12 protein-coding genes are annotated in these 11974 nt (G+C 73.7%); 5 read left to right on the top strand and 7 right to left on the bottom strand.

Annotated features, from left to right (window positions below):
* Positions 1–5 precede the first annotated feature (5 nt).
* A complete protein-coding gene (locus J4709_RS00855; protein ID WP_208235735.1) occupies positions 6–956 on the bottom strand; it encodes a hypothetical protein in 951 nt (316 codons plus the stop codon).
* 116 nt (positions 957–1072) lie between these two features.
* Here J4709_RS00855 and J4709_RS00850 point away from each other — a divergent pair, with 116 nt between their 5' ends.
* From J4709_RS00850 to J4709_RS00840, 3 genes are all read left to right on the top strand, one after another.
* Positions 1073–2062: a hypothetical protein gene (locus J4709_RS00850; protein ID WP_208235733.1), complete on the top strand. Its 990-nt coding sequence runs from the start codon at positions 1073–1075 to the stop codon at positions 2060–2062.
* Positions 2063–2199: 137 nt separating this feature from the next.
* Positions 2200–3270 (top strand): quinone-dependent dihydroorotate dehydrogenase, encoded by a 1071-nt coding sequence (locus tag J4709_RS00845; protein ID WP_208235731.1) that lies wholly within the window; start codon positions 2200–2202, stop codon positions 3268–3270.
* 57 nt (positions 3271–3327) lie between these two features.
* Positions 3328–4566: a calcium:cation antiporter family protein gene (locus J4709_RS00840; RefSeq protein WP_208235729.1), complete on the top strand. Its 1239-nt coding sequence runs from the start codon at positions 3328–3330 to the stop codon at positions 4564–4566.
* On the opposite strand, the gene J4709_RS00835 is transcribed toward J4709_RS00840, so the two are convergent.
* Both J4709_RS00835 and J4709_RS00830 read right to left on the bottom strand, forming a co-directional pair.
* Positions 4563–6020, bottom strand: coding sequence for a DUF7059 domain-containing protein (locus J4709_RS00835; RefSeq protein ID WP_208235726.1), 1458 nt, complete (start codon positions 6018–6020; stop codon positions 4563–4565). The genes J4709_RS00840 and J4709_RS00835 overlap by 4 nt on opposite strands.
* 64 nt (positions 6021–6084) lie before the next feature.
* Positions 6085–6459 carry an ArsR/SmtB family transcription factor gene (locus tag J4709_RS00830; protein ID WP_208235724.1) on the bottom strand — a complete coding sequence of 125 codons (375 nt, stop codon included), beginning with the start codon at positions 6457–6459 and terminating at the stop codon, positions 6085–6087.
* An 88-nt stretch (positions 6460–6547) separates the two neighbouring features.
* On the opposite strand from J4709_RS00830, the gene J4709_RS00825 reads away from it, so the two are divergent.
* Positions 6548–7801: an MFS transporter gene (locus J4709_RS00825; protein ID WP_208235722.1), complete on the top strand. Its 1254-nt coding sequence runs from the start codon at positions 6548–6550 to the stop codon at positions 7799–7801.
* Here J4709_RS00825 and J4709_RS00820 read toward each other — a convergent pair.
* The 3 genes from J4709_RS00820 to J4709_RS00810 form a co-directional block, all read right to left on the bottom strand.
* Positions 7789–8634 (bottom strand): N-acetylmuramoyl-L-alanine amidase, encoded by an 846-nt coding sequence (locus J4709_RS00820; protein ID WP_307800837.1) that lies wholly within the window; start codon positions 8632–8634, stop codon positions 7789–7791. The two genes, J4709_RS00825 and J4709_RS00820, sit on opposite strands and share 13 nt — an antisense overlap.
* A gap of 89 nt (positions 8635–8723) precedes the next feature.
* Positions 8724–8960, bottom strand: a complete 237-nt coding sequence (locus tag J4709_RS00815) for a hypothetical protein (RefSeq protein WP_151542608.1) — start codon at positions 8958–8960, stop codon at positions 8724–8726.
* A 293-nt stretch (positions 8961–9253) separates the two neighbouring features.
* Positions 9254–10366: a LacI family DNA-binding transcriptional regulator gene (locus tag J4709_RS00810; protein WP_208235720.1), complete on the bottom strand. Its 1113-nt coding sequence runs from the start codon at positions 10364–10366 to the stop codon at positions 9254–9256.
* Positions 10367–10732: 366 nt separating this feature from the next.
* Between J4709_RS00810 and J4709_RS00805 the strand changes: the two genes are divergently transcribed.
* Entirely contained in the window at positions 10733–11347 is a 615-nt protein-coding gene (locus tag J4709_RS00805) for a TetR/AcrR family transcriptional regulator (RefSeq protein WP_307800834.1), read from the top strand.
* A gap of 337 nt (positions 11348–11684) precedes the next feature.
* Here the strand turns inward: J4709_RS00805 and bldC are convergent, their stop codons facing one another.
* Positions 11685–11888, bottom strand: coding sequence for a developmental transcriptional regulator BldC (gene bldC, locus J4709_RS00800; RefSeq protein WP_012850682.1), 204 nt, complete (start codon positions 11886–11888; stop codon positions 11685–11687).
* Positions 11889–11974 lie beyond the last annotated feature (86 nt).

Here is an 11974-nt window from a genome sequence, read left to right as displayed (position 1 = left end):
GAGGCTCAGTACCCGCCGCCCGAGCCTCCGCCGGAACCGGTGGTGACCTTGGCGCCGCTCGGCCTCGTCAGCCACCACACCCCGCCGACGCCCTGGCCCTTGGTGTCACCCGGCCGCGTGTCCTTCTCGTAGAAGTACATCGGCCAGCCGTTGACGGTGAGCTGGCACTTCCCGTCGTCCTTGCGCTCGATGAAGTTGACGACCCTGCGGCTGACGCCGTCCAGCTTGAGGTGCTTCCAGCCGTTGAACACCGCCGGCGGCCACGCCTTCTTGCACGCCCCGAAGCACGTCGAGTTCGGCGGCTTGCCGGTGTCCTTGTCGTAGCGGTAGAGCGTGCGGCCGTTCCCGTCGGTGAGGATCATCCCGAACTTCGGGTCGTTCTTCGCCTTGAGGACCGTCCAGCCCTTCCACTTGTTCGCGGGCTTGGCGGCCGCGAGCGCCTTCTTGCCGGTCGGCGCCGCCGCGAACCACTTCTCGCCGACGCCCTGGCCCCGCACGTCGCCGGGGCTCTGGTCCTTGGCGAAGCGGTACAGCGGCCAGCCGTTCAGCGTCACCTGCCACTTGCCGTCCGGCCGCCGCACCTTCCCGACCAGCGCCGCCTGGACGCCCTTGACCTGCGTGGCGGACGTCGTCGCCCACACCGGCGGCCACGCCTTCGCGCACGCGCCCGCGCAGGTCGAGGCGGGCGGCTTCGCGGTGTCGCCGTCGAAGCGGTACAGCGTCCTGCCCTGCCCGTCGGTGACGACCTTGCCGAGCCTGGTGACGCTCGCGACCTCCAGCGTCGTCGGCGCCGCGGACGGCGACGGCGACGCCGTCGGGTCCGCCTGCGCCCTGCTCCCCGAGGCCGCGTTCCGCTGCCCCTTCCCGCTCCCGTTCTCCTGCCCGCACGCCGACAGCACCATCCCGGACGCGATGAGGGCGGCCGCGGCGGGGAACGCCCAACGTGGGAAATGCATCTCGTGTCCTCCTCGGTCGTCCTGATCGAGGAGCAGTACGGTGAACGGCGCGGAACGGGTTCAACCTCGGGCACGTCCCAAGAAAAGCCCACGAACAGCGCAATAGAGGTGCGGAGTTGCCCACCCCCGACAGTCGCCCGCCGAGCCGCCCCTACCCCGAGCCGGCCGGCCTCTTCGCCAAGCAGCCGCCGCCCGAGCCGGATCCGCCGACCGGTCCCGCGTGGCTCGTCGTCCCGGCCCGGGTCATCGCGCTGGTCGTGGTGGTGCCGTTCCGGCTCCTGTACGACCTGCTCCGCGTGGTCGGACGGGGCGTCGCGGCGTGCTGGCGGTTCCTGATCCAGGCTTTGGGGACGGTGGCCGTCGCGCTGTACCGGTGGGTACTGCGGCCGCTCGGCCTCGCCCTGTGGTGGCCGCTGCGCATGCTCGGCCTCGGCATCGCCGCCGCCGCGCGCTGGCTCTACCGGTACGTGCTGGTGCCGATCGGACGGTTCCTCGACATCGTCCTGCTCGGGCCGCTGCGCGCGCTCGGGCGGGGCATCGCCTGGCTCTGCGCCTGGCTCGCACGCGGGCTGGCATGGCTGTTCCGGGGCATCGGACGGATCCTCGCCGTCGTCATCGTCCTGCCCCTCGTCCTGCTCTGGCGGTACGTCCTGTTCCCGCCGCTGCTCGGACTCGCCTGGCTCTGCCGGTGGATCGGGCGCGGCATCGCCGCGGCGTGGCACGCGTTCGCCGCGGCCGTCGTGTGGTCGTGGCGGCAGATCGGGCGCGGCCTCGGCTGGCTGCTGCGCGTCCTCATCGTCATCCCGGCGCGCGCGCTGTGGCGGTACGTGCTGGCGCCGATCGGCGCGGGCATCGCCGGGACGTGGCGGCTCTCCGCCCGCATCCTGCTGTGGCTGTGGCGCACGCTGGTGGTCGCGCCCGTCCGCGTGCTGATCGTGATCCCGATGCGGTGGTTCGGGCGGAACATCCTGATGCCCATCGGACGAGGCATCGGCGCTGCGTGGCGCGTCACCGTCCGCGACCCGCTCCGCGCCGTCCGCCAGAGCCTGCGCGAGGCGGGCCGCGACATCCGCCGCACGCTGCGCCGCACGTTCCTCGGGCGCTGAGACCGCCGCGCCGAACCACCGGGACCGCAGCCGAACGCGCCGGCCTCCTCGGCGGAGACCGGCGCGCTCTTCGCTACTGCCGCCCCGGCGGCGGGCAACGTGTTTTCGGCCGGGGCGGGGCTGCGATACTGGCGGCGATGTATCGACTCCTGTTCTCACTGGTCATCGCCCGGATCTCCGCCGAGACCGTGCACCACCTGACGCTGCGGGCGCTGCGCGCGATCCAGGCCGTCCCGGGCCTCGCGCCGCTGCTGCGCCGCGTCCTCGCGCCGCGCGACCCCGCGCTCGCCGTGCACGCGCTCGGCCTGGACTTCCCGAGCCCGCTCGGCCTCGCCGCCGGGTTCGACAAGGACGCCGTCGCCTACGAGGCGCTGGGCGCGTTCGGGTTCGGCCACGTCGAGATCGGCACCGTGACCGGGCGGCCGCAGCCCGGCAACCCGCGGCCCCGGCTGTTCCGGCTCGTCCGCGACCGGGCGGTCATCAACCGGATGGGGTTCAACAACGCCGGCTCGGAGGCCGCCGCGGCGCGGCTGCGCGACCGGCGCCCCGGCACGATCGTCGGGGTCAACATCGGCAAGACCAAGGTCGTCCCGGAGGCGGAGGCCGCCGCCGACTACGTCGCGAGCACCGAGCGGCTCGCCCCCTACGCCGACTACCTCGTCGTCAACGTCAGCTCGCCGAACACCCCCGGGCTGCGGAACCTGCAGGCCGTCGAGCACCTGCGGCCGCTGCTCGCCGCCGTCCGCGAGGCCGCCGACCGGTCCGCGCCGCGCCGCGTCCCGCTGCTGGTCAAGATCGCGCCGGACCTCGCCGACGACGACGTCGACGCGGTCGCCGACCTCGCCCTCGACCTCGGCCTGGACGGCATCATCGCCACCAACACCACCATCGAGCGCTCCGGCCTGCGCAGCGACGCCGCGCTCGCCAAGGAGACCGGCGGGCTGTCCGGCGCGCCGCTCAAGGACCGGTCCCTGGACGTCCTGCGCCGGCTGCGCGACCGCGTCGGCGACCGGCTCGTCCTGGTCTCGGTCGGCGGCGTCGAGACGGCCGACGACGTGTGGGAACGCGTCCGCGCGGGCGCCACGCTCGTCCAGGGCTACACCGGAATGATCTACGGCGGTCCGCTGTGGGCGCACCGCGTCCAGCGCGGCCTGGCCCGCCGGCTGAAGGGCAGCGCGTTCCCCGACGTCACGGCCGCCCGCCGCTGATCACGGCTTTGCCCTGACCTGGGCATCGCCGGAGGGCCGCCGGGCACGAGTGCCGGTATGCCCGGCGACCTGGTGCCCCGTGAGACGCTGCTCGTCCGCATCGGCGCCGCGCTGGTCATCGCGCTGCCCGCGGTCGTGACGCGGGCCGCCGGGCTGCATCCGCCCGCCGTCGCCTCCGCCGTGATCTACGGCGCCGGGGTGCTCGCCGCCGCGATCCTGCTGATGTGGGCGGCCGAGACGGCCCGCGCCGACATGTCGGGCGCGCTCGCGCTGGCCCTCCTCGCGCTCATCGCGGTGCTGCCCGAGTACGCGGTGGACGTGTACTACGCGTACGCGGCAGGCACGAAACCGCACTACGCGGGCTATGCGGCGGCCAACATGACGGGCGCGAACCGGCTCCTCGTCGGGGTCGGCTGGGCGCTGGTCGTGCTGGCGTTCACGCTCGGCGTGCGGCGCGTCTCCCGGCGCGGCGGACGCCACGGCAGGCCCCCATCGGCCAGGGAGCAGGACGTGCGGCTCGCCCCGCACCACCGCACCGAACTCGGGTTCCTCGCGCTCGCGGCCGTGCTCGGCTTCATCCCCGCGCTCACCGCCGAGATCGGGTGGTACATCGCGATCGTCCTGATCGCCGTGTACGCGATCTACCTCGGCCGGATCGCCCGCGGCGGCGGCGAGGACGTGGAGGACCTCGCGGGAGTGCCCGCCTGGCTCGTCACCCTGCCGCGCCGCATGCGCCGCACCGCCACCGGAGCCGGCTTCGCGATCGGCGCGATCCTGGTGTTCATCTCCGCCGAACCGTTCGCGAACTCGCTGGTGGACGCCGGTTCCGCGCTCGGCATCGACGAGTTCCTGCTCGTCCAGTGGCTCGCGCCGCTGGCGTCCGAGGCGCCGGAGCTGATCGTCGCGGTGGTGTTCGCGTGGCGGCTGCGCGACGCCGACGCGATCGGCGCGCTGCTGTCCAGCAAGGTCAACCAGTGGACGCTGCTGATCGGCAGCCTGCCGCTGGCCTACAAGGCGGGCGGCGGCGGCTGGTCGCTGCCGCTCGACTCGCGGCAGCTGGAGGAGGTGCTGCTGACCGCCTCGCAGACCGTCCTCGGGCTCGGCCTGCTCATCGACCTGGTGCTGCGGCGATGGGAGGCCGCGCTGCTGTTCGTGCTGTTCGCGGTCCAGTTCGCGCTGCCGGGCGAGCAGGCCCGGCTGGTGCTCTCCGGGATCTACCTCGCGATCGGCTTCACCGTCCTGATCAACCGGCACCGCGACCTCGGGCGCGCGATGGAGGCCGTCGTCCGCCGCTAGGGCACCTCGAAGAAACCGTCGGCGATCAGCTCGGGCAGGACGGTGTCGGCATGCGCCCGCACCTGCCCGGCGTCCATGCCGGTGAGCTGGGCGATCGCGTCGAGCAGCGGGGCGAGCGGGACGCTGCCGTCGCAGACCCCGGCGAGCGCCGCCTCGACCGTCCCGACGCCGGCGGCCCGGCGCAGCCCCGCGGTCTGCCGCAGCACGATCCGCTCGGGGTCCTCGGCGCCCGGCGGGCCGACCTGTTCCTGGACGAGACCGTCCGCGACCCGCAACGGCGATCCACAGCCTGTGGAAAACTTTTCGGCGTTCCCGAACCCGTCCAAGACGCCTTCCACATAGGCGCCCACCGGTTGCTCGACGGCCTGCCGCAGCTCCTCGATCCGGACCGCGGGACGCTCGGCGCGCCGCAACGTGATCCACCCGAACCCGATCCCCGTGACGCCCTGCCGCTCGAAGTGCTCCAGCCACGCGTCGTAGCGCGCCCGGTATTCGGGCGTGCCCGCCTCGCACGAATCGCGCAGCCACAACTCGGCGTACTCGGCGGGATCCTGGACGTCCCGCTGGACGATCCACGCGTCGCAGCCCTGCGTCCAGCCGCCGACGCGCTCCTCCCACGGGACACCGTCGACATGCAGCCAGTTGGCCAGGAGCTGGCAGTATCCGCCGTCCTCCAGGATCTGCGGCGCCGCGCCGACGAGCCGCCGGCAGAAGTCGTCGCCCGGCATCCCGGACTCGCGGTAGGTGAACCGGCGGTCGCCGGACGGCGCGACCACGAACGGCGGATTCGACACGATCAGGTCGAAGCGCCGGCCCCGCACCGGCTCCAGCAGCGACCCCTCCAGCAGTTCGACGCCGTCCATTCCGGACAGCTCGAAACTCATCGCGGCGAGTTCCAGGGCGCGCGGGTTCACGTCCGTCGCGGTGATCCGCCCGGGGCGCAGCCGGTCGTGCAGGTGCACCGCCTGGACGCCGCATCCGGTGCCGAGGTCGAGCACGTTATCCACAGGCTTGTGGACAACCAGGCGGGCCAGATTCCCCGACGCGCCGCCCGTTCCCACGACGTGATCGTCCGCCGGGACCGTCCCGGACCCGGGCCGCACCTTGAGATCGGCGACGACGTATCCCGCGTGCCCCTCGCCGCTCACCGACTCCAGCGGCTCGACGTGCAGCAGCGGCCGCACCTCCCCGCCGGACGACTCCGCGAGCCCGGCCGCGACCAGGTCACGTGCGTCGAGCGCGGCCGCGTCCACCGGCACCTGCAGCCAGAACAGCCGGGTCAGCGCCTCCAGCGGCGACCCGCCCCGCGTCGCCCGCAGCGCCGGAACGATCTCGTCGCGCGCCAGCGCGCCGCCCGCGACCGGCCCGAGCAGCCCGCGCACCCCGCCGACGGTGTAGCCGGCGTCCTCGAACGCGGCACGGACGCGGCGCAGGGGCTCCCGAAGATCACGCATCCGCCCATCCTGCCCGCCGGACGCCCCGCCCGCGCCCCGCACGCGCCGCCGAGTCCAGGCGGGTTCAGGACGCGTCCGGCTCCCAGCCCGCGACGAGGTCGATCAGGCCGGGAAAGCGGGCGTTGAGGTCGTCGATGCGGACCTCGCTGCGGCGCTCCAGCCCGTACTGGCGCTGCCGCAGGACGCCGGCCTCGCGCAGCGCCTTGAAGTGGTGGGTCAGCGACGACTTCGGCCGGTCGAAGCCGAACCAGCCGCAGGGATGGTCGAACTCCTCGCGTTCGAGCAGCAGCCTGCGGACGATCTCCAGCCGCAGCGGCCCGCTGAGCGCGCCGAACACCGTCTCGAGCCGGAGGTCCGCGGCGGCCGGCTCGGGCAGCGGTTCGGGCAGCCCGGGCGGTTCGGGCAGCACCCTGATCGCCGGTCGCGCGGTCGTCGCCATGTCCCGTCCCCTCTCCCGCTTGTACGACTTTCATCGTACTGCATGCTAAGTTCGAAAAAAGTCGTACTGCTTCGGCGAAGGGACCCCCATGCCGCACGCCCGGACGATCCGCGCCCCCGGATCCGCCCCCCGCCAGGACGCCCGCACCCGCTGGATCTGGCTCGCCGGGTGGCCCGTCACCGCCGTGTTCGTGCTGTCGAACGCGGCCACCCCGCTCTACGTGCTCTGGCAGCGCGACATCGGCTTCTCCAAGGGCACGCTCACCGTCGTCTTCGCCTTTTACATCGTCGGGCTGCTCGGCTCGCTGCTCGTGTCCGGCGTCCTGTCGGACCGGCTCGGCCGCCGTCCCGTGCTGCTGCCCGCGCTCGCCCTCGCCCTGCTCGCCTGCGGCGTGTTCGCGACCGCCGGCACGGTGACCGCGCTCATCGTCGCGCGGCTGCTCACCGGCATCGCCGTCGGCGCGACGGTCTCCGCCGGCATGGCCGCCGTCACCGACGTCGCCGGGCCGCACCGCCGCCGCCTCGCCGCGCTGCTCGCCTCGTCCGCGATGGTCTTCGGCGCCGGCCTGGGCCCGCTGCTGTCGGGCGTCCTGTCCGAGACGCTGCCCGCCCCGGCCGTCACCGTGTTCGCCGTCGAGGCCGTCCTGCTGGTCACCGCGGTCCTGGTCGTGATGCGGATGCCGCTGCCGCGGCCGGCCGGCGCCCCCGCGCGGACGGCCGGCACAGCTGTGCGGACGTGGATCCGGATGCCGGGCGTGCCGCGCGGCAGCGCCGTGCGGCTCGTCCTCGGTATCGCGGTCTTCGCGCCCGGCATCACCGCGACGTCGTTCGTGCTGTCGCTGGGCCCGTCACTGCTGTTCGGGCTGCTCGGCACCGGGAACCGGGCCGTCGCCGGGGGCCTGGCGTTCCTCATGTTCGCCGCCGCCACCGGCGTCCAGTTCGCCGTCCAGCGGCTGCCCCGCCGCACCGTCCTGCTCGCGGGCTCCGCCGCCACGGCCGCCGCGATGGCCGCGCTGGTCGCCGCCGTGCACGGCGCGTCCGTCACGGCGCTCGCCGCGTCCGCCGCCCTCGCGGGCGCGGGTCAGGGGATGGGGCAGCTCGGCGGCCTGTCGCTGCTGAACGCCGCCGTCCCGCCGCGCCGCCTCGCCGAGGCCAACGCCGCGTTCAACATCGGCGGCTACGTCCCCGCCGGGCTCCTGCCGGTCACCGCCGGCTACCTCAGCGACGCCGCGGGCCTGACCACCGGCGCCACCCTCTTCGCCGCCGCCCTGGCCGCCCTCGCCGCGGCCGGCGCCCTCATCGTCCTCGCCGGCCGCCGGCACGCCGACGATCAGCCGAGGTAGGTGTCGAAGCCCTTCGCCAGCGACTCGGCCATGCGCTGGCGGAACGAGGCGCTGGTCATCTTGGCCGCGTCGCCCTTGTTGCGCATGTTGCCGCACTCGATGAAGACCTTCGGGACCGTCGACATGTTCAGCCCGCCGAGGTCGCTGCGCTTGTCGATGGCCTTGGTGCCCAGGTACGTGGAGTACGAGATGCCGGTGCCGGAGTGGTAGGCGTCGCGCAGCGCCGTGCCCAGCTTCACCGACGGCGCGACGATCTTGGCGTTCTTGCCGACGGCGAGGGGCTCGATGATGTGGAACCCGTGCCCGGACGCGGCCGCGCCGTCGCCGTGGATCGAGATCGCCGCGTCCGCGTGCAGCTCGTTGCCGACCGCCGCGCGCTGGTTCACGCACGGCCCGACGCTCGTGTCGTTCTTGCGGGTCAGCGTCACCTTCGCGCCCTGGGACCGCAGGATCTTCGCCAGCCGGTTCGACACGTCCCAGGTGAAGGCGTGCTCGGAGTAGCCGGAGACGGTGTCGGTGCCGGTGGTGTCGCACTCCTTGGTGCCGTTGCCGACGTAGACCTGCTTGCCGATCTCGCTCGGATGCGAGGCGTTGCCGCCGTTGTGGCCGGGGTCGATCACGACGACCTTGCCCGCCAGCGGGTGGCCGCCCGAGCCCTTGGGCGAGATGGGGCCGCCCGCCGAGGTGCCGGTCGTCGCGCCGGCGGTCGGCGGCGCGGCGGTGTCACCGGCCGGCGACGCCTTCCCACCGGACGATCCGCCACCGCACGCGACCAGCGCGCCGAGGCACAGCGCGAGACCGGCGACCGCGGGACCGCCTCGTTGGATGCGCACAGGTCGTCCTCCGTGATGACTTCGTTACCGACCCTGACAGTCTGCACACGCAGGGGCGTTCGTCAAACGAAGTCGCGAAAACGGGCGCGTCAGAGGAGCGGGTCCTCCTTGCCCAGCAGCGCCGCCAGCGCGCGCGCCTCGTCGGCGTCCAGGCCGAGGACCACGCGGGGCCGCCCCCAGGGGTGGTCGATCGAATGGGCGACGTAGCTGGCGACCGACTCCGAGACCTGCTCGGCCAGTCCGCGCGCGTGCCGCCACTGCGACCACGCCTGCTCCAGTTCGCTCGCCGCGCGCTGCGCGCACGACACCAGTTCCGGATCACGCACGAGCTGAACCCCCTTGGGTGAACACGACCCTTTGCCCACGGCCGCCCGGCCGCGCGGAGGCCCCATACAGGAGCCGCCCGCGCGCCACGCCGAGCGGTGAGTCCATTAAGGCGCCGCCAAGGGGGCGGAGGCCGGGGAATGCGGCAGGCTTGGCCAGCCCCTTACCCGCGCCACACCACTTCGAGGAACGCCCGGCCGTAGGGAGGCCGTGGGCGGATGCGAGGGGAGCCGCGGGCGGGTGCGGGGAAACGCCGCGGGCAGGGGCGAGGGGAGCGCCCGCGGGCCGTCCCGCGCTAGACGGCGGGGGCCGGGCCGGTCGTCGAACGGATCACCAGATGCGGGACGACGAGGTTCTGCTTCGCGGCCCGGGACGGGTCGCCGATGCGCGCCGTCAGCAGCTCCGCGGCCACCCGCCCCATGTCCCGGCGCGGCTGGTCGACGCTGGTCAGCGAGATGTGCCGGATCGCGGCGAGATGGGTGTTGTCGTAGCCGACGATCGACAGCTGCTCGGGCACCGACATGTCCAGCTCGTCCGCCGCCGACAGCGCGCCGGTCGCGACCAGGTCGTTCGGCGCGAAGATCGCGGTGGGCCGGTGCTCGCGGCGCAGCAGCTCGCGGGCCGCCCGGTAGCCGCCGTCCTCGGTGAAGTCGCCCGGCTCGACCACGATCTCCTCGCTCAGCCCGTGCCGGCGCATCGCCTTCTCGTACCCCGCCCGCCGGTACCGCGCCGTCGTCGAGCGCGCCCCCTCGATGTGCGCGATCCGCCGGTGCCCCAGGCCGACCAGGTGGTCGACGGCGAGGCTCGCGCCCAGCTCGTCGTCGTCCACCACGATGTCGACCCCGACGACGTCGCGCTCGCCCACGACCACCACCGGGACGCTCGCCGCGGCCTCCTTCAGCGACTCCGGGACGACGCTGAGCAGCACGAGGCCGTCCACCCGCATCTCCAGGAACGCCTCTACGGCCTCCGCCTCGAACAGGGGGTCCCAGCGGCCGCTGCCGACCAGCATCCGCAGCCCCGCGCCGTGCAGGCTCTCCTGGAGGCCGTCCAGGAACTCGGCGAAGAACGGGTTGTGCAGGTCGGCGACGATCGCGCCGATCAGCCGGGTGCGGCCCTCCACGAGGCTGCGCGCCACCGCGTTCGGCCGGTAGCCGAGCTCCCGCGCCGCCTGCAGCACCGCCTGCCGGCGCCGCTCGCTCACGTGCGGTGACCCCCGCATCACCAGCGAGACGAGCGACTTGGAGACGCCCGCCCGCTCGGCGACGTTGCGGATGGTCGGTTTCGGCGCGGGCACCGGCCTCCCCTCGTCGGAGCGCGACGCGGGTGCGGGGGCGCGCGGCGGCGGCACCGCGCCCTCCCCCACCACCGGCGTCTCGTGCGGGGGGCTTGCTTCACCAGCTGACATGGCACTCCGTCCAGGGGGGCCTAGGCATGCCTCTTCGGGTCTTCGCGGCCGACCGCGGCGGCACGCCGCGGGGGGCCGGCGCACCTCCTGCGCCGCGGAGGAGATGCCATGATGCCTCTCCTTCGCCCCATATCGTCGCAACAGTGAGTAACGGGCATACGACAATGGCAGTTGCGGCCTGTGGTGTTCCGGATCACAGCGGTGTCGGCGGGTGATCACGACCCGGTGAAAAGCCCGCCCGGCCGGGCGCGACCACGACCCGCCCCCGCCGCCCTCGGATACGCTGCCCAGGTGGCAGAACGTGCGGTGGCCGGCGGTAAGGCGCGGAGCCGGCAGAGCGGTGGGCAAGGACGCCGCAGGCTCAGCGTGGACGAACGGCGAGAGGAACTGATCGAGGCGGCGCTCCAGCTGTTCAGCACGCGCTCGCCCGAGGACATCTCGATCGACGACGTCGCGGCCGCCGCGGGCGCCTCGCGCGCGCTGGTCTACCACTACTTCGGCGGCAAGTACGAGCTGTACCTCGCGGCGCTCGGCAGCGCCGCCAAGCAGCTGTCGGTGCTGCTGGAACCGCCCGCGGAGGGCAAGCCGCTGGAGCGGCTGCGGGTGTCGCTGGAACGGTACTTCGACTTCGTGGAGAGCCACGCGGCCGGTTACACGGCGCTGCTGCGCGGCGGCCCGGCGGACCGTTCCGGGGAGGTCGGGGAGATCGTCGACGGCATCCGGCAGCTGCTGCTGGACCGGATCCTGCACTCGCTGGAGGTCGAGACGCCGCCGCCGATCCTGCGCATCACGCTGCGCTCGTGGATGGCGTCGGTGGAGACCGCGGGCCTGGACTGGCTGGACAACCGCGACGTGTCCCGCGCCGAGCTGGAGGCCCTCGTGGTGGACCAGCTCGTGGTGATGCTGCACGTGGCAGGCAGGCACGACCCGTCGACCGGCGCCCTGTTCGACCGTCTCGCCCAGGAAGAGATGAGCGTCTGACCCGGCCCGCGTCCTGCCGGTCCGGGAAGACCCGCTGACCTCATCCGGTCACCCGCGTCCGGTCACCCGGGCGGGCGGCCCGAGCCGCCGGGCGGGACGGAAAAGGACAGTCCCGCTCGCGGGTCGCGAGCGGGACGTCCAGACCGGACGGTGATCGGCCCGGGACCGCGATTCTCGGATGACCGTGGTCCCGGCCCGTTCGTCCAGGAGGCCGCCGCACCGTCCCCGCGCGAAATCCTTGCGCGCGGGGTCGTCCAGAGGCCTCCTGGCCGCCCCCCCAGTTGTTCGGCCGGGTGCTTCCGGCAGGGCTCGGCTCGAGCCCGGCCGACCGGAGCGGCTACTCCGACCGCTGCTGCGGGATGCCCGCCAGCAGCGCGCGCACCTCCGCCTCGCGGTAGCGCCGATGCCCCCCGAGCGTGCGGATGGACGTGAGCTTTCCCGCCTTCGCCCACCGCGTGACGGTCTTGGGGTCGACGCGGAACATCGTCGCCACCTCCGCCGGCGTCAGCAGGGGCTCGGCCTCTGGCGTACGTGCTGACATGTTTGCGGCCTCTCCTCCGTGGACCGATGACAGCGATCCTGCGATTGATCCTCGCGCGGTCACTGATGTCCCCTATGGCCCGAAAG

Origin of the sequence: Actinomadura violacea, assembly GCF_017573465.1 — a bacterium.
In the GTDB taxonomy this organism is placed as follows: domain Bacteria; phylum Actinomycetota; class Actinomycetes; order Streptosporangiales; family Streptosporangiaceae; genus Spirillospora; species Spirillospora violacea.
The sequence above is the reverse complement of the archived record's forward strand: the minus strand, read 5'-3'. Positions and strand labels throughout refer to the sequence as shown.